Origin of the sequence: Citrobacter sp. Cpo040, assembly GCF_030332915.1 — a bacterium.
Taxonomy (GTDB): Bacteria; Pseudomonadota; Gammaproteobacteria; order Enterobacterales; family Enterobacteriaceae; genus Citrobacter; species Citrobacter portucalensis.
This window is the reverse complement of record NZ_JAOWGX010000036.1, coordinates 440,255-457,936: the sequence shown is the minus strand read 5'-3', so window position 1 is coordinate 457,936 and position 17,682 is coordinate 440,255. Positions and strand designations below refer to the sequence as shown.

The following is a 17,682-nucleotide window of genomic DNA, read 5'->3' as shown; positions in this document are numbered from 1 at the left end:
AAAAATGTCGGATACTGTTATTATTTCGCTGGCACCCGTTGCCGCGGATTGCCCCAGAGTTATACCCGAAGAACTGGCGCAGGAAATACTCGCCAGCGTAGAACATGGCGCGTCCATCGTCCATTTACACGTTCGCGATAAACAGGGACGCCTGACGCCAGATACTACCGACTTTCAGGCAACAATTGACCGCGTTATGCGCCATTCAAACCTGATTATTCAGGCTTCTACCGGCGGCGTCTCTTCGATGTCCATCGCCGAGCGCTGCGCGCCACTGGCCTGCCCCGGCGTGGAGATGGCCTCGCTGAACGTCGGTTCAGTTAACCTCGGTGATGCGGTGTATTTTAATCCCGGTCCGGACGTGGAATATTGTTCACGGCAAATAACTGAACGCAATATTATTCCAGAGTTTGAAGTTTTTGAAATCGGCATGATAAATAACATCCTGAACCTTGAAGATAAAATAAAATTTCAAAAACCTATGCTCTTTAATATTGTTCTCGGTCACCGCGGCAGTACGCCTGCAACCGTTGATGCATTAATTGCTCTGCGTAGCATGATCCCACGTGACGCCTTATGGGGAATTACTCATTTTGGCAGAAGGAATTTCGATATTATCGCTGCCGCGGTCGCTATGGGTGCCAGTGAAGTGCGAATCGGCTATGAAGATAGTTATTATTTAAGCGCCGAAGAAAAAGCGCAGCATAATTATCAGCAGGTAGCCAAACTCGCTACGCTCATTCGCAGTATGGATAAAAAAGTTGCTACGCCGGAAATTGCGCGGCGCATGTTATCTATTCCACCCCGGCAGCAATAACAACAGCAAGGACATTTCAACATGACTATGACCACTGTTATTCACAAAACCGGACTCGGCGTCAGCGTTGCGGGCGTGGTGCTGGCGATTATCGGCGCGCTCATCCAGTCCACGGCGCTGTGGCAGCCGGGGCTGGTGATGTTCACCGTCGGATTCGCCGCCGGTGCAGGCTACTGGCCTGGTTTACGCAGCTATCAGTTTACGCTGTGGATCATCGCTGGTTTTGTTGCCGCCATGACCTGGTCTACGGATCTGATCGTCTGGGGCGGTTTCAATATCACTCATAAATGGATCGTGTTCCTTGTGATTCAGGCCACCATGTTCAGCATGGGCACCAAGCTAACGATCCAGGATTTTATTGATGTCGCCAAAATGCCGTGGGCAGTTTTTATCGGTACCTTCTGCCATTTCGTGATCATGCCCCTGCTCGGCCTGAGCATTACCCTGATCTTTGATTTTCCGCCTGAAGTGGCGGTGGGCATTTTGTTGATTGGCGCTTGCCCCAGCGGTCTCTCGTCGACGGTGATGGTTTACATCGCCAACGCCAACCTCGCGCTGGCGGTGTCAATCGCCGCAGTCTCAACGCTGGCGGCAACGGTAATGACGCCACTGTGGGTTAATCTGCTGGCGGGTTCGATGATCGATATCCAGCTCACCGCGATGGTGATGGACGTGGTGAAAATCGTATTAATTCCCATCGGAGCAGCAATTCTGCATGACTATCTGAAAACCTATGCAGGCGTGCGCGGACGCCGTGTTGTCCAGATGCTGGCCGGGATCGGCGCAATTTGGCTGCTGTATATGATTGCCGGCGGCTGGGACGCGCTGTTTGGTCATGCCAGCGCCGAAGCGCAGATGTACGCGGTGGTCCTCAACTTCGTAGCAGGCGGCCTCGTTTGGGCATTGTTCTACAACTGGCTGTATGGCCGCGTGGCGGGCGTGAAGAAGGTCATGCCAACCATCTCAATGATGGGGATCATTTTCTTTACCACCACCGCCGCCGCCGCCGGGCGCGACAACCTGGTGCAGGTCGGTTTCCTGCTCTGCTTCGCCATGTTGATGCATAACCTCGGCGGCTTCCTGATTGGTTATCTGATGAGCCGTTGGATCTTCCGCATGGACGTGCAGTCTGCCCGTACCGTGGCCTTTGAAGTCGGCCTGCAAAACGGCGGTATGGCGTCAGGGCTTGCCGCCGCGATGGGCAAACTGGCAACGGTTGGACTCGCATCAGCGGTGATGACACCGCTGGGTAACGTTAGCGGCTCGCTGCTCGCTAACTACTGGCGCAAAAAAGACGCCAGACAGGCGCAAGTAGCAGCAGCCAAAGATCCCGTTCAACCTGCTTGCGAAAATCTGTCGAAAGGATAATCACGATGACAACTCTCACTCTGGGACACGCCCTGCGCGCCGTAACCTATGCGCTCGAACTCGCCGAAACACGTTATGCAAATCGCCCGTTAAGCGTGGCCGTATGCGATGCCAATGGAGAACTGCTCAGCTTTGCGCGGATGGATAACGCCAAACTGTTAACCATCGAGTTAACCCAGCGTAAAGCGCGCACCAGCAGCCGCCTGGGCTGCACCACGCAGGCATTTTTACAGCGTCTGCAAAAAGAGCAGCTGGATATTAGCTATTTTGCCGATCCGCGTTTTACGGCGCTGCCGGGCGGGATCCCGATTCTGCACCAGGGGAAATGCCTTGGAGCCGTCGCGGTGGGCGGTTTATCCGCGCAGGAAGATCATGATGCGGCGCTGTCCGTCGCGGAAACGTTACTTAAGGAGATTGCCCAATGAAAAAGGTCGCCATGCTGCATACCAGTGCAGCCACGCTTGCGATAATGCAACAGCTGATCGCCGACATCATGCCGGAGGTCGAAGTGATGCACCTGGTTGAAGAATCTATGATTAAACAGGTGATGAAAGCCGGAGGCGTATCGCCAAATATTGCCGCCCGCATCGCCGACTATGTGCATATTGCTGAAAAGGCGGACTGCGATATCTTTATTACCGCCTGCTCTTCAATTGGTACTGCGGTGGAGCAATGCCAGTTTATGACCCCACTCCAGCTCGCGCGCATTGACTGCGCGATGGTGGAAGAGGCGATTGAAAAAGGCGAACGGATCGCCGTGTTAGCAACCGTGGCAACCACGCTGAAGCCAACGCTGGATTACGTCCAGCGTAAAGTTCAGCAAAGCGGTAAATCACGAACCATTACGCCTGTATTAATGGAGGATGCATTCCACGCGCTGCTGGCGGGAGATATGGATACCCATGACCGTATCGTCAGTGAAGGGTTACAGAGCGCCTTTACCCAGGCGGATGTCGTGATGCTGGCGCAGGCTTCGATGGCGCGCGTTTTACAACAGCTCCCTTCCCCGCCGGTGCCGGTAATGACCTCACCGGAAAGTGGAATTCGCTGGTTGAAAACGCTGGCTGAACGCTAAATTCTCGGCAAAAAAAGGCCATCATCAGATGGCCAACCATGTCGAAACGGGACCAGCCCTTGACTATGCAGAGAGTCAGGGCTGTTTTTTTATTTCTTACTTAATAACGGTTTTCAGCGCTTCGCCGATATCGGCCAGGCTACGAACAGTTTTCACGCCTGCGGCTTCCAGCGCAGCGAATTTCTCATCCGCTGTACCTTTACCACCCGCGATGATCGCACCCGCGTGACCCATACGCTTACCTTTCGGCGCAGTCACACCCGCGATGTAACCCACAACCGGCTTGGTCACATGATCTTTAATATAAGCAGCAGCTTCTTCTTCCGCGCTACCGCCGATCTCACCGATCATGACGATCGCTTCAGTCTGCGGATCTTCCTGGAACAGCTTCAGGATGTCGATGAAGTTAGAGCCTGGGATCGGGTCGCCGCCGATACCCACACAGGTAGACTGGCCGAAACCGTAGTCGGTGGTCTGCTTAACCGCTTCATAGGTCAGGGTACCTGAACGGGAAACGATACCCACTTTACCCGGCTTGTGAATGTGGCCCGGCATGATACCGATTTTACATTCACCCGGAGTGATAACGCCTGGGCAGTTCGGGCCGATCATGCGTACGCCAGCTTCATCCAGCTTCACTTTCACGGTCAGCATATCCAGTGTTGGGATACCTTCGGTGATGGTGATGATAAGCTTGATGCCTGCATCGATTGCTTCCAGAATGGAATCTTTGCAGAACGGTGCCGGAACATAGATAACGGTGGCGGTTGCGCCGGTCGCTTCTACCGCTTCACGTACGGTGTTGAACACTGGCAGACCCAGATGCGTGGTGCCGCCTTTGCCCGGCGTAACGCCACCGACCATTTGCGTACCGTAAGCGATCGCTTGTTCGGAGTGGAATGTCCCCTGGCTACCGGTGAAGCCCTGGCAGATAACCTTGGTATCTTTATTAATTAAAACTGACATTATTTCCCCTCCACTGCGGCAACAACCTGCTGAGCTGCATCCGTCAGACTTTTCGCTGCAATAATATTCAGGCCGCTATCAGCCAGTTTTTTCGCGCCGAGTTCAGCGTTGTTACCTTCCAGACGTACCACGACCGGAACGTTTACACCTACTTCTGCTACCGCGCCGATGATACCGTCAGCGATCAGATCGCAACGTACGATACCGCCGAAGATGTTAACCAGTACGGCTTTAACATTGTCATCAGAGAGGATAATTTTGAACGCTTCGGTTACACGCTCTTTGGTCGCACCGCCGCCAACGTCGAGGAAGTTAGCCGGTTCGCCGCCGTGCAGCTTAACGATGTCCATGGTGCCCATTGCCAGGCCCGCACCGTTAACCATACAACCGATGTTACCGTCCAGTGCGACGTAGTTCAGTTCCCACTGTGCAGCCTGCGCTTCACGCGGATCTTCCTGAGACTGGTCGCGCATTTCGCGCAGATCAGCCTGGCGGAACAGTGCGTTGCCGTCAGCGCCCAGTTTACCGTCGAGGCAGATCAGGTCACCCTGCTTGGTCACCACCAGCGGGTTGATTTCGATCAGCGCCAGATCGCGCTCCAGGAAGATAGTCGCCAGACCCATGAAGATCTTGGTGAACTGCTGAACCTGTTTACCTTCCAGACCCAGTTTGAACGCCAGCTCACGACCCTGGTAAGGCATCGGGCCTGCCAGCGGATCGAGCGCCACTTTGTGGATCAGGTGCGGGGTTTCTTCCGCTACTTTTTCGATTTCCACGCCGCCTTCGGTAGAGGCCATGAAGACCACGCGACGGGAGCTACGGTCAACAACTGCGCCGAGGTAAAGTTCTTTACCAATGTCGGTCGCGGCTTCAACCAGAATCTGATTTACCGGTTGGCCATGAGCGTCTGTCTGGTAAGTGACCAGACGTTTACCCAGCCAGTGTTCAGCAAAAGCGCGAATGTCTTCTTTGCTGTTTACCACCTTCACACCGCCCGCTTTACCACGGCCACCAGCGTGAACCTGACATTTCACTACCCACGGGCCAGCGCCGATTTTAGATGCAGCTTCTTCGGCTTCACGCGGAGTAGTACAGGCATAACCCACCGGTGCCGGTAAGCCATAGCGGGCAAAAAGTTGTTTTGCCTGATATTCATGTAAGTTCATGTGTTCTGTCCATCCTTCAGGTAATCGTTATCTTTTACCCGTAGGTCTGATAAGCGTCCAGACCTACGGGGCAGGTGATACTCTTATTAACTACACGTCCAGCAGCAGACGCGTTGGATCTTCCAGCAACTCTTTAATAGTTACCAGGAAGCCTACTGACTCACGACCATCGATCAGACGGTGGTCATAAGACAGCGCCAGATACATCATCGGCAGGATTTCAACCTTGCCGTCTACCGCCATCGGACGATCTTTGATGGCATGCATACCCAGGATGGCGCTCTGCGGTGGGTTGATGATCGGCGTGGACATCAGGGAACCGAACACACCACCGTTAGTGATGGTGAAGTTACCACCCGTCAGATCTTCGACCGTCAACTTGCCGTCGCGACCTTTAACTGCCAGTTCTTTAATATTCTTCTCAATGTCAGCCATACCCAGCAGATCCACATCACGCAGGACCGGCGTGACCAGGCCACGCGGCGTGGAGACCGCCATGCTGACATCAAAGTAGTTGTGGTAAACCACGTCATCGCCGTCGATGGACGCGTTCACTTCCGGATAGCGTTTCAGCGCTTCAACAACCGCTTTCACGTAGAAAGACATAAAGCCCAGACGGATACCGTGGCGTTTCTCGAACGCATCACCGTATTGCTTACGCAGGTCCATGATTGGCTTCATGTTGACTTCGTTGAACGTGGTCAGCATGGCGGTGGAATTTTTCGCTTCCAGCAGACGCTCGGCTACGCGTTTGCGCAGACGGGTCATCGGAACACGTTTTTCGCCACGCGCGCCCAGTTGAGCCTGCGGTGCAGGTGCTGCAGCCGGCGCTTTTGCTTCGGCTTTCGCAGCCGGAGCTTTCGCCAGATGTTTTTCAACATCTTCACGGGTGATACGACCGCCGACACCGGTGCCGTTGATAGCGCTGGCTTCGAGGTTATGCTCACCCAGCAGGCGACGGATCGCCGGGCTCAGGGCATCGTTGTTCTGCTCAGCAAGAGACGCCTGCTGGCGCTGTGCCGGAGTAGAATCTTTCTCTTCAGACTTAGCACTGGTTTCTTTACCGGTGCTGTTGCCTTCACGCAGGCGACCGAGGATCTGGCGAGAAGTGACGGTTGTCCCTTCATCTTCCAGAACCGCATCAAGAATACCGTCCGCTGATGCCGGTACTTCCAGTACCACTTTGTCAGTTTCGATTTCTACCAGTACTTCATCACGACGTACTGCATCGCCCGGTTTTTTGTGCCAGGTTGCAACCGTTGCATCCGCTACGGATTCAGGCAGGTCGGGAACAAGAATATCTACGCTACTCATTATTTATCCTTTATTTAATCGACGTTCAGCGCGTCATTTACCAGATCTTGTTGCTGCTTCTGGTGAACGGACATATACCCTACTGCCGGAGAGGCAGAGGCCGGGCGACCTGCATAACGCAGAGCTGACCCAAATGGAATTACTTCACGGAAATGATGCTGGCTGCAGTACCATGCGCCCTGGTTGAGCGGCTCTTCCTGGCACCAGACAAAATCATGTACATGAGCAAATGGTTTCAGCGCTTCCTGCACCGCTTTATGCGGGAACGGATAGAGCTGTTCGATGCGCACAATGGCGACATCTTTTTGGTCGTTCTTGCGGCGTTGCTCCAGCAGGTCGTAATAAACCTTACCAGAACACATCACGACACGCTTCACGCCTTTAGGATCAAGTTCATCTACTTCGCCAATAGCTGGCAGGAAAGTACCATTTGCCAGTTCGTCCAGCGTAGACACCGCCAGCGGATGACGCAGCAGCGACTTCGGTGACATCACCACCAGCGGACGACGCATACCGCGCAGCGCCTGACGACGCAGCATGTGGTAAACCTGCGCCGGGGTAGACGGGACGCAAACCTGCATGTTTTGCTCAGCGCAAAGTTGCAGATAACGTTCCAGACGCGCGGAGGAGTGCTCTGGACCCTGACCTTCATAGCCGTGCGGCAGCAGCATAACCAGACCGCACATACGGCCCCATTTCTGCTCGCCGGAAGAGATGAACTGGTCGATAACGACCTGTGCACCGTTAGCGAAGTCACCGAACTGTGCTTCCCAGATGGTCAGCGTGCGCGGTTCTGCTGTGGCATAACCGTACTCGAAAGCCAGCACGGCTTCTTCAGACAGCACGGAGTCCCATACGCGGAAGGTGCCCTGTCCGTTATGCACATGCTGCAGCGGCGTGTAGGTTGAACCGTTCGCCTGGTTATGAATCACCGCGTGACGGTGGAAGAAGGTTCCGCGACCGGAGTCTTCACCCGACAGACGGACCGGAATGCCTTCGTCAACCAGCGTGGCGTAAGCCAGATTCTCTGCACCACCCCAGTCAAACAGCTTCTCGCCTGCGGCCATGGCCTGACGGTCGCCGTAAATCTTGGCAACACGCGACTGCATTTCAACCGCTTCAGGTACAGTGCTGATGCGTTTTGCCAGCTCCTGCAGACGCTTCATCTCAACTTTGTTCGGGTAGTTTTCATCCCACTCGTGGTTGAGGTACGGCGACCAGGTGAAGGAGTGCATGTTCATTGGACGCCACTCTTTCACTACGCATTCGCCAGCATCCAGCGCGTCACGGTACAGATTGACCATCTCGGTCGCATCTTCCAGCGTGGCGACCTTGTCCGTTTCCAGCTTATCAGCGTAGATTTTGCGCGGGGTCGGATGCTTTTTGATTTTCTGATACATCAGCGGCTGGGTTGCGCTCGGCTCGTCGGCTTCGTTGTGGCCGTGACGGCGATAGCACACCAGATCGATGAAGACATCGCGTTTAAAGGTATTACGGAAATCCAGCGCCAGACGCGTCACGAAAGCGACCGCTTCCGGGTCATCCGCGTTCACGTGGAAAATCGGCGCCTGAACCATCTTACCGATGTCGGTACAGTACGGTGTAGAACGCGCATCCAGCGGGTTAGACGTAGTGAAGCCCACCTGGTTGTTGATAACGATGCGAACGGTACCGCCCACTTCGTAACCACGCGCTTTCGACATGTTCAGGGTTTCCTGAACCACGCCCTGCCCGGTAACTGCCGCATCACCGTGAATGGTGATTGGCAGGACTTTATTGCTGCTCGGCTCGTCCAGACGATCCAAACGTGCACGTACGGAACCGATAACCACCGGGCTAACGATTTCCAGGTGCGACGGGTTAAACGCCAGCGCCAGGTGTACCAGACCACCTTCGGTTTCGATATCTGATGAGAAGCCCATGTGGTACTTCACGTCACCGGTGCCGAGGTGTTCTTTATGTTTGCCCGCAAATTCGTCGAACAGTTCCTGCGGGCGTTTGCCCAATACGTTAACCAGAACGTTCAGACGACCACGGTGCGCCATGCCCAGTACCACTTCACGGGTACCGCTGTTACCGGCGTGGCGGATCATCTCTTTGAGCATTGGGATTAACGCATCGCCGCCTTCAAGCGAGAAGCGTTTCGCGCCCGGGAACTTAGCGCCCAGGTAGCGTTCCAGACCTTCTGCTGCGGTCAGTTCACTGAGGAAGCGTTTCTTCTCTTCGCTACTGAATGCGGCACGGCCAGACTCGATACGCTGCTGAAGCCAACGTTTTTCTTCGGTGCTGGTGATGTGCATATACTCGGCGCCAATTGGGCCGCAGTAGGTTTGTTTCAACGCGACAACCAGGTCGCTCAGCTTCATCGTGTCTTTGCCGCCGGCAAAAGAACCTACGTTAAAGCTTTCCTGGAAATCCGCATCGGTCAGATCGTGGAAAGACGGGTCCAGATCGGCCACATTTTCTTGCTGCCACAGTCCCAGCGGATCAAGATTCGCATGCTGATGACCGCGGAAACGGTAGGCGTTAATGAGCTGCAGGACTTTAACCTGCTTCACATTGGCATCAGGGTCGGAAATAGAAGAAGAGTAACGTGGGGTAATCAACGCCTGTCGACGGAAATAATCACGTGTTTTTGAGTGAAGTTGATCCGGTTTGACTCCGGTACCAGGTAACTGCTGGAACGTCGAACGCCAGTTAGCATCTACCGAGTCAGGGTCGGTTAAGAAGTCTTCATAGAGCTGTTCTATCCAGCTCTGGTTAGAACCAGAGAGGTAAGAAGAGTCCAACCAGGCTTTCAAAGCGCTGTTCTGCATCGTGATCCCTTAAGCATTTGTATGCTTACTTCGCCGTGGATACTACCACGCACACCGATGTGCGTGCCGGGGTTCACTTGTTGCGGACTGTCGTGTCATCTGCGTCCGCTAAGGAACCTTTAAAAACTGTCTAATAATGTGGCAGTTTTTAGAGGTTTCCTGCACTTATATTGCCTGATGGCGCTTCGCTAATCAGGCCTACAAGGTACGTAACCCGTATGCCGGATAAGACGCTACGTCGCCATCCGGCAACCACTACAACAACTTACGCACTACGTTTGAGCAGCATCGACTTAATATGGCCGATGGCGCGCGTCGGGTTCAGTCCTTTCGGACATACGCTGACGCAGTTCATGATGCTATGGCAGCGGAATACGCTGAAAGCGTCACTTAAACCTTCCAGGCGGCTGTCGGTCTCGGTATCGCGGCTATCAATTAAGAAGCGATACGCTGCCAGCAGGCCTGCCGGGCCAATAAACTTGTCCGGGTTCCACCAGAATGATGGGCAGGACGTTGAGCAGCATGCGCACAAAATACATTCATACAGCCCATCGAGCTTCTCACGCTGCTCTGGCATTTGTAAATGCTCACGAGCTGGCGGATTTTTCCCATTATTCAACAAGTAAGGCTTAATCTTCTCATACTGTGCGTAGAATTGCCCCATGTCTACCACCAAATCGCGCACAACCGGTAAACCCGGCAGCGGGCGAATGACAATTTTTTTGCCCGGCTGATTCAGTGCGGAAATAGGAGTGATACAGGCCAGTCCATTTTTGCCGTTCATGTTCAGACCGTCGGAGCCACAAACCCCTTCACGGCAGGAGCGACGAAACGACAGCGACGGATCTTTTTCTTTCAGCTGCATCAAGGCATCCAGCAGCATCATGTCACGCCCTTCTTCCGCCTCCAGGGTGTAATCCTGCATGCGCGGAGCGTCGTCAACATCCGGGTTATAGCGATAAACTGAAAACTCGAGTTTCATTGTCCTGTCTCCGCATTAATAAGTACGAATCTTCGGCGGGAATGCCGGGCGCAGCTTCGGTTCCATATTGACTTGACGTCGCGTCATGGATTCCGACTCTGGCAGGTACAGGGAATGGCACAGCCAGTTTTCATCATCACGTTCCGGGAAGTCGAAGCGGCTATGCGCACCACGGCTTTCGGTACGGAAGTTTGCAGATACTGCAGTGGCGTACGCGGTCTCCATCAGGTTATCCAACTCCAGACACTCAACGCGCTGGGTGTTGAACTCGCTGGAGGTATCGTCCAGACGGGCATTTTTCAGGCGTTCGCGGATCGCTTTCAGCTCTTCCAGACCTTTCGCCATCGCATCGCCTTCGCGGAATACCGAGAAGTTATGCTGCATACATTCTTGCAGCGCTTTGCGAATCGCCACCGGGTCTTCACCGTTACGGTTACCGTTCCAGCGGTTCAGACGCGCCAGAGAAGCGTCGATTTCATCTTCGGTCGCATCCAGCAGGTCACCCTGCTCGGCGATTGATTCCTGCAGATGCAGACCAACCGCACGACCAAATACGACCAGGTCCAGCAGCGAGTTGCCGCCCAGACGGTTGGCGCCGTGAACCGATACGCAGGCGATTTCGCCGACGGCAAACAGCCCAGGGATCACCACATCTTCGCCCTGCTCATTCACGGTCAGCGCCTGGCCAGTTACTTTGGTCGGAATACCGCCCATCATATAGTGGCAGGTTGGGATAACCGGAATCGGCTCTTTGACCGGGTCAACGTGAGCAAAGGTACGGGACAGTTCGAGAATACCCGGCAGACGGGATTCCAGTACTTCTTTACCCAGGTGGTCGAGTTTCAGTTTGGCGTGCGGACCCCACGGGCCGTCGCAGCCGCGACCTTCGCGAATTTCGATCATGATGGAACGCGCCACCACGTCACGACCCGCCAGGTCTTTCGCATTCGGGGCATAACGCTCCATGAAGCGCTCGCCGTGTTTGTTCAGCAGGTAGCCACCTTCACCACGGCAGCCTTCTGTTACCAGAACGCCTGCACCGGCGATACCGGTTGGGTGGAACTGCCACATCTCCATATCCTGCACCGGCACGCCAGCGCGGATAGCCATACCAACACCGTCACCGGTATTGATGTGGGCATTAGTGGTGGACTGATAAATACGGCCAGCACCACCGGTGGCCAGCACGGTCGCACGGGCTTTGAAGTAAACCACTTCACCGGTTTCGATACACAGCGCGGTGCAACCGACAACTGCGCCATCGGCGTTTTTCACCAGGTCCAGCGCATACCACTCGGAGAAGATGGTGGTATGGTTTTTCAGGTTCTGCTGATACAGCGTGTGCAATAGTGCATGACCGGTACGGTCGGCCGCTGCCGCAGTACGTGCCGCCTGCTCGCCGCCGAAGTTCTTCGACTGGCCGCCAAACGGACGTTGATAAATTGTGCCATTGTCGAGGCGAGAGAACGGCAGCCCCATGTGGTCCAGCTCCAGAATCGCTTCCGGACCGGTTTTACACATATATTCAATAGCGTCCTGGTCACCAATGTAGTCCGACCCTTTAACGGTGTCGTACATGTGCCATTCCCAGTTATCTTCATGGGTATTACCGAGCGCAACGGTGATGCCACCCTGCGCGGATACGGTATGGGAACGGGTTGGGAACACTTTGGAGAGCAGCGCACAGGTCTGACCGCTCTGGGAAATTTGCAGCGCCGCGCGCATACCTGCGCCGCCGGCACCAATCACAACAGCATCAAATTCTCTGACTGGCAGTTTCATTACACACCCCACACCACAACAAATCCATAAATGACGTAAACCACCAGCGCAACAACGATAGCCAATTGCAGAATCAGGCGCACAGCCAGAGGTTTAACGTAGTCGGTCAACACCTGCCACATGCCAATCCAGGCATGAATCAAGATGGAGAAAAGTGCCAGCAGGGTGAAGACTTTGGTGAATGCCGATGAGAAGAAACCGGTCCAGACTTCATACGTCAGCTCGCCGCTGGTGGCGAAGAAACCGACCATATAGATGATGTATAACGTCAGAACGATAGCGGTAGCACGGACCAGAATGAAGTCATGTACGCCGTTGCGTCCTAATGCGGAGGCGTTGCTTACCATACGAGGACTCCTGCGAGAAGTGAAAGCACGACAATGATAACGAAACAAATTTTGGCGGAGCGTGTCCCTGCTTCGAGGGTTTCTTCGATATAGCCAAAATCCATCAACAGATGGCGAATGCCCATTACGGCGTGATATGCCAGCGCAATCAGGATCCCCCACAGAATTAACTCCACAAAGAAGTTATTCATAATGGATGACGCGGTGAGGAAACCTTCAGGGGAGGAAAGGCTGGTACCCAATAACCACAACAGAATCCCGACCGCCACAAAGGTGATCACTCCGGATACGCGATGGAGAATGGACGCTATCGCCGTGATTGGGAACCGGATCGTTTGCAGATCCAGATTGACAGGTCTTTGTTTTTTCACATTTCTTATCATGAATAACGCCCACATGCTGTTCTTATTATTCCCTTTAGACTTCGGGTACAGAAGATGAAGACACCTGTAGCCTGAAAGACGACGGGATTTCCTTCCTCCGGTCTGCGTGCGGGTCAGACAGCGTCCTTACTATAACTACGCGTCATATAAAACACTGCTTCCAGATGCTAAAACGACACGTTACAACGCTGGTTGGCTCGGGATTGCAGGGTATTCCGGAGACCTGGCGGCAGTATAGGACGTTCACAAAATCATTACAATTAACCTACATATAGTTTGTCGGGTTTTATCCCGAACAGTGACATAGGTCACGATAACAACATTATTTTAATTTTTAATCATCTGATTTGACAATCATTAAACAAAGTTGTTACAAACGACACCAGAAAAAGCATATAATGCGTAAAAGTTATGGGGTCACTCTTTCACCGGAGATTTAGTTATGTAACAGTGTGGAAGTATTGACCAATACCTTCAGGACAGTTATTAGTGATAGACAGGTTAAATAATTCGGATTGCTAAGTTCTTGATTTGCAGTTTATTCGCCATGAAAAGACCGTTTTACCTGCAAGCGCCCATAGCTCTGTACCCAGGTCATCCCCTCTTTCGCAGAGCGGCGAGCCAAATAACAAACTGGTAACGGTTTATTGATGCACGAAGGCAAATTTAAGTTCCGGCAGTCTTAAGCAATAAGGCGCTAAGGAGACCGTAAATGGCTGATACTAAAGCAAAACTCACTCTAAACGGTGACGCTGCTATTGAACTGGATGTGCTGAAAGGTACGCTCGGTCAAGATGTTATTGATATTCGTAGCCTTGGCTCAAAAGGGATGTTTACTTTTGACCCAGGTTTCACCTCTACCGCATCCTGCGAATCCAAAATTACTTTCATCGATGGTGACGAAGGTGTTTTGCTGCATCGCGGCTTCCCGATTGACCAACTGGCGACCGAGTCCAACTATCTGGAAGTGTGTTATATCCTGCTGTACGGCGAAAAACCGACGCAGGAAGAGTACGACGAGTTCAAAACCACAGTCACTCGCCATACCATGATCCACGAGCAGATCACCCGTCTGTTCCACGGTTTCCGCCGCGACTCTCACCCGATGGCCGTTATGTGCGGTGTTACCGGAGCGCTGGCAGCGTTCTATCATGACTCGCTGGATGTAAACAACGCACGTCACCGTGAAATCGCCGCCTTCCGCCTGCTGTCCAAAATGCCAACCATGGCAGCGATGTGCTACAAATATTCCATCGGGCAGCCGTTCGTGTACCCACGTAACGATCTCTCCTACGCCGGTAACTTCCTGAACATGATGTTCTCTACGCCGTGCGAAAAATACGAAGTGAATCCGATTCTGGAACGCGCAATGGACCGTATCTTAATCCTGCACGCTGACCACGAACAGAACGCCTCAACCTCTACCGTACGTACCGCTGGCTCTTCTGGCGCTAACCCGTTTGCCTGCATCGCGGCTGGTATCGCTTCCCTGTGGGGACCGGCACACGGCGGCGCAAACGAAGCTGCGCTGAAAATGCTGGAAGAAATCAGCTCTGTTAAACACATTCCGGAATTTGTTCGCCGCGCGAAAGATAAGAATGATTCCTTCCGCCTGATGGGCTTTGGTCACCGTGTTTATAAAAACTATGACCCGCGCGCTACCGTCATGCGTGAAACCTGCCATGAAGTACTGAAAGAACTGGGCACCAAAGATGATCTGCTGGAAGTGGCGATGGAACTTGAGCACATTGCGCTCAACGACCCGTACTTCATCGAGAAGAAACTCTACCCGAACGTAGACTTCTACTCCGGCATCATCCTGAAAGCGATGGGCATTCCGTCCTCCATGTTCACCGTTATCTTCGCCATGGCGCGTACCGTTGGCTGGATTGCACACTGGAATGAAATGCACACTGACGGCATGAAAATCGCCCGTCCTCGTCAGCTGTACACCGGCTACGACAAGCGCGATTTTAAGTCTGATATTAAGCGTTAATTGTCTGCCGGATGGCGCTAGCGCTTGTCCGGCTTAAAGTTATAAACGCTCCCAGGCCGGATAAAGCAGTGATGCCTATGTCCGGCCTGTTTTTATTTGATCCACATTATTTTATTCTTATCGTGCTTTCTCTATGATTTACTGAGATTTCTCACATTTTACTCAGGAGCATGGGATGCCTGTTTTGCAGTGGAGCCTGTTGTTTGTGCTATCGCTCCTTCTTTCCCTGCTCTTTCTGTTTATCCATCTTCCAGGCCCCTTGCTGCTCGGTTCGATGATCGTCGGCATCATCTTCAGTATGCGCGGCATCTCGCTGCACCCTCCTCGCTGCACATTTCTTGGCGCACAGGCGATTCTCGGCTGTATGATTGCCCAAAATCTGACTGGTTCAATCTTTACAACCCTTGCAGCCCACTGGCCGATGGTGATTGTTATCCTGCTGGCAACCCTTATCAGCAGCGCGATAATCGGCTGGCTGCTGGTTCGCTATAGTAATCTACCGGGGAATACCGGTGCGTGGGGCTCGTCACCAGGCGGTGCTGCGGCAATGGTCGCAATGGCCCAGGATTATGGCGCCGACATCCGGCTGGTGGCGTTTATGCAGTATCTGCGCGTACTGTTGGTGGTCGGCGCGGCGGCGCTGGTCACCCGGCTGGTGATGGGCGACCAGGCCCAAACAATCAGTGAACAAATCATCTGGTTTCCGCCGCTAAGCGGCAATCTTTTCAGCACTCTGATACTGGCCGCCGTTGCCGGCACGGCTGGACGCCTACTGCGTATTCCCTCTGGCGTTATGCTATTGCCAATGCTGGTGGGTGCCATGCTGAATGCAAGCGGAGTGATGGTGATTGAACTGCCGGAATGGCTACTGGCTATAGCCTACATGTCAATTGGCTGGCAAATCGGTCTTGGCTTTGACAAGCAGATCTTTTTGATGGCATTACGACCACTGCCACAGATCCTGTTGTCCATTTTTTCACTGATGGCGATCTGCGCAGCCATGGCCTGGGGACTGGCGCATTACATGCAGATCGACTTCCTCACTGCCTATCTGGCAACCAGTCCTGGAGGCGTGGATTCTGTTGCGGTAATCGCCGCAGGAAGCCACGCAGATATGGCGCTCATCATGGCGATGCAAACCCTGCGACTGTTCAGCATTTTGTTAACTGGCCCCGCAGTCGCAAGGTTTATTTCGGTGCACGCGCCAAAACAGCCCGCTTAGTGCTGACAACCAGGGCACCAGTAAAAGGGGCGCGAAGAGAGCATCGTTTTTTCGATGATTCCACCACAGCGCTCACAGGCTTCACCGTCCCGATGAAAGACCTTGAAGCGAAACAGCGCGCCGTGATGTTTATTCTCATCGACCAGGCCGCGGGTAGTATAAGACAGCCGCGGAATATCAAGCAGCGCATGTGCCAGTTGATCCAGTTGCTCATCACTAAGCTGCGACGCTTTATGCTGCCCGGTCAACCCAACCTGCCAAAGGATCTCTACCCGCAGGTAGTTACCTAATCCCGCCAGAAACGCCTGGTCCAGTAGCAGACCAGAAAACTGGCGATTGCGAAAACGCGGAGATAACAGACGCGCTTTAACCTCATCGGGCGTTAAACGTAAATCCAGTACATCCGGCCCTACCCGTTGCAGGAACGGATGGGTGGAGAGCTGTTCTGGCGTTAGCATTTCGATATCAGACGCGCTATAGAGCAGGATAGTTTTGTCGTGTGTCTGCAGCCTGACACGCAGTACCCGCGAAGTTTGCGGAATTTTGCCGGTATCCACCACTCGCCACACGCCATAGAGCTGATTGTGACTGTACAGCGTCAGGCCATTAGAAAAATGGGTCAGTAATGCTTTCCCCCGCGTTTCAAGCTGGGTAACACGTTGCCCAATCAGTTGAGATTGATACGGTTTTAACTGCTCAAAGGCAAACCAGACATCCGTCAGGGGTTTGCCTTTGACTGCCGCCTCCAGGTTATCCGCCGCGCGGCGGATCTCCGGGCCTTCAGGCATAATACTGTCCTTTGTTAATGTGTTGCGCCGCCCGTCACTGCGATATCGCTTTCCACCTGCAAGGCGGTGGCAATCGCAATCTCCAGCGCACGGCGCACCGTTTCTGTCGCCATACTTGGCGCCCCGGGATGCTGCGCAGCCTGTTGCGGCAAATAAGGGATATGAATAAAGCCGCCCTTCACCGCCGGTACGTCGCGTAGTTTATGCAGCAGGCCATACATCACGTGGTTACACACGAAAGTACCCGCAGTCTGGGAAACCGAGGCCGGAATTCCCGCGTTGCGCATGGCGACAACCATCGCTTTAATCGGCAACGTACTAAACCATGCCGCCGGGCCATCGACCACAATCGGCACATCGACCGGCTGTTGCCCCTGATTATCCGCAATACGCGCATCGTCAACGTTAATCGCCACGCGTTCCACGGTGATATCCGTGCGACCACCCGCCTGCCCCACCGCCAGCACCAGTGATGGCGACAACGCGTCAATCGCGGCGTTGAGTACAGCGAGAGACTCGCCAAAGACACACGGTAGTTGGCGGGCAATAACACGGCATCCGCCGATAATAGCATTGTCGAGGCTCGAGACCACTTCCCAGGAAGGGTTAACTGACTCGCCGCCAAAGGGTTCAAATCCCGTGATGAGTACTGTTTTCATC

The 17,682-nt window shown here is 53.7% G+C and carries 16 protein-coding genes and 1 pseudogene; 7 read left to right on the top strand and 10 right to left on the bottom strand.

What is annotated here, in order from left to right:
• Positions 1 to 4: 4 nt before the first annotated feature.
• From OGX86_RS17020 to OGX86_RS17005, 4 genes are read left to right on the top strand one after another with little or no spacing between them, the layout of a single operon-like run.
• A complete protein-coding gene (locus OGX86_RS17020) occupies positions 5 to 817 on the top strand; it encodes a beta-keto acid cleavage family enzyme (RefSeq protein WP_008784143.1) in 813 nt (270 codons plus the stop codon).
• Positions 818 to 838: 21 nt separating this feature from the next.
• Positions 839 to 2,185 (top strand): bile acid:sodium symporter family protein, encoded by a 1,347-nt coding sequence (locus OGX86_RS17015; RefSeq protein WP_020996543.1) that lies wholly within the window; start codon positions 839 to 841, stop codon positions 2,183 to 2,185.
• 5 nt (positions 2,186 to 2,190) lie between these two features.
• Positions 2,191 to 2,610 (top strand): GlcG/HbpS family heme-binding protein, encoded by a 420-nt coding sequence (locus OGX86_RS17010; protein ID WP_032942726.1) that lies wholly within the window; start codon positions 2,191 to 2,193, stop codon positions 2,608 to 2,610.
• The gene (locus OGX86_RS17005) at positions 2,607 to 3,260 is read left to right on the top strand and encodes an aspartate/glutamate racemase family protein (RefSeq protein WP_048214664.1); all 654 of its coding nucleotides are present in this window, start codon (positions 2,607 to 2,609) and stop codon (positions 3,258 to 3,260) included. Before OGX86_RS17010 ends, OGX86_RS17005 begins: the two co-directional genes overlap by 4 nt.
• A gap of 96 nt (positions 3,261 to 3,356) precedes the next feature.
• Here the strand turns inward: OGX86_RS17005 and sucD are convergent, their stop codons facing one another.
• The 8 genes from sucD to sdhC all read right to left on the bottom strand — a co-directional run bounded on the left by sucD (position 3,357) and on the right by sdhC (position 13,031).
• Positions 3,357 to 4,226 (bottom strand): succinate--CoA ligase subunit alpha, encoded by an 870-nt coding sequence (gene sucD / locus OGX86_RS17000; RefSeq protein ID WP_003022929.1) that lies wholly within the window; start codon positions 4,224 to 4,226, stop codon positions 3,357 to 3,359.
• On the bottom strand, positions 4,226 to 5,392 hold the full coding sequence (sucC, locus tag OGX86_RS16995) for an ADP-forming succinate--CoA ligase subunit beta (protein ID WP_003022927.1): 1,167 nt from the start codon (positions 5,390 to 5,392) through the stop codon (positions 4,226 to 4,228). The genes sucD and sucC overlap by 1 nt, the downstream gene beginning before the upstream one ends.
• 90 nt (positions 5,393 to 5,482) lie before the next feature.
• Positions 5,483 to 6,706: a 2-oxoglutarate dehydrogenase complex dihydrolipoyllysine-residue succinyltransferase gene (gene odhB, locus OGX86_RS16990; protein WP_003022925.1), complete on the bottom strand. Its 1,224-nt coding sequence runs from the start codon at positions 6,704 to 6,706 to the stop codon at positions 5,483 to 5,485.
• Positions 6,707 to 6,720: 14 nt separating this feature from the next.
• Positions 6,721 to 9,522, bottom strand: coding sequence for a 2-oxoglutarate dehydrogenase E1 component (sucA, locus tag OGX86_RS16985; RefSeq protein WP_168978499.1), 2,802 nt, complete (start codon positions 9,520 to 9,522; stop codon positions 6,721 to 6,723).
• 265 nt (positions 9,523 to 9,787) lie between these two features.
• The gene (gene sdhB / locus OGX86_RS16980) at positions 9,788 to 10,504 is read right to left on the bottom strand and encodes a succinate dehydrogenase iron-sulfur subunit SdhB (protein ID WP_003022921.1); all 717 of its coding nucleotides are present in this window, start codon (positions 10,502 to 10,504) and stop codon (positions 9,788 to 9,790) included.
• A 15-nt stretch (positions 10,505 to 10,519) separates the two neighbouring features.
• Positions 10,520 to 12,286, bottom strand: coding sequence for a succinate dehydrogenase flavoprotein subunit (sdhA, locus tag OGX86_RS16975; protein WP_003831409.1), 1,767 nt, complete (start codon positions 12,284 to 12,286; stop codon positions 10,520 to 10,522).
• Positions 12,286 to 12,633 (bottom strand): succinate dehydrogenase membrane anchor subunit, encoded by a 348-nt coding sequence (gene sdhD, locus OGX86_RS16970; RefSeq protein WP_003831408.1) that lies wholly within the window; start codon positions 12,631 to 12,633, stop codon positions 12,286 to 12,288. The genes sdhA and sdhD overlap by 1 nt, the downstream gene beginning before the upstream one ends.
• A complete protein-coding gene (sdhC, locus tag OGX86_RS16965) occupies positions 12,627 to 13,031 on the bottom strand; it encodes a succinate dehydrogenase cytochrome b556 subunit (protein ID WP_003831406.1) in 405 nt (134 codons plus the stop codon). The genes sdhD and sdhC overlap by 7 nt, the downstream gene beginning before the upstream one ends.
• A gap of 383 nt (positions 13,032 to 13,414) precedes the next feature.
• On the opposite strand from sdhC, the pseudogene OGX86_RS16960 reads away from it, so the two are divergent.
• From OGX86_RS16960 to OGX86_RS16950, 3 genes and pseudogenes are all read left to right on the top strand, one after another.
• Positions 13,415 to 13,525 (top strand): annotated as a pseudogene (locus OGX86_RS16960) (hypothetical protein).
• A gap of 203 nt (positions 13,526 to 13,728) precedes the next feature.
• Positions 13,729 to 15,012: a citrate synthase gene (locus tag OGX86_RS16955; RefSeq protein ID WP_003831404.1), complete on the top strand. Its 1,284-nt coding sequence runs from the start codon at positions 13,729 to 13,731 to the stop codon at positions 15,010 to 15,012.
• A gap of 175 nt (positions 15,013 to 15,187) precedes the next feature.
• Complete coding sequence (locus OGX86_RS16950) at positions 15,188 to 16,234, top strand: AbrB family transcriptional regulator (RefSeq protein ID WP_048226078.1); 1,047 nt, start codon at positions 15,188 to 15,190, stop codon at positions 16,232 to 16,234.
• Here OGX86_RS16950 and nei read toward each other — a convergent pair.
• Together nei and pcp are read right to left on the bottom strand one after the other, a co-directional pair.
• Positions 16,231 to 17,022 carry an endonuclease VIII gene (gene nei, locus OGX86_RS16945; protein ID WP_286640310.1) on the bottom strand — a complete coding sequence of 264 codons (792 nt, stop codon included), beginning with the start codon at positions 17,020 to 17,022 and terminating at the stop codon, positions 16,231 to 16,233. The genes OGX86_RS16950 and nei overlap by 4 nt on opposite strands.
• A 14-nt stretch (positions 17,023 to 17,036) precedes the next feature.
• The gene (pcp, locus tag OGX86_RS16940) at positions 17,037 to 17,681 is read right to left on the bottom strand and encodes a pyroglutamyl-peptidase I (RefSeq protein WP_003831398.1); all 645 of its coding nucleotides are present in this window, start codon (positions 17,679 to 17,681) and stop codon (positions 17,037 to 17,039) included.
• Between the last annotated feature and the right edge of the window lies 1 nt (position 17,682).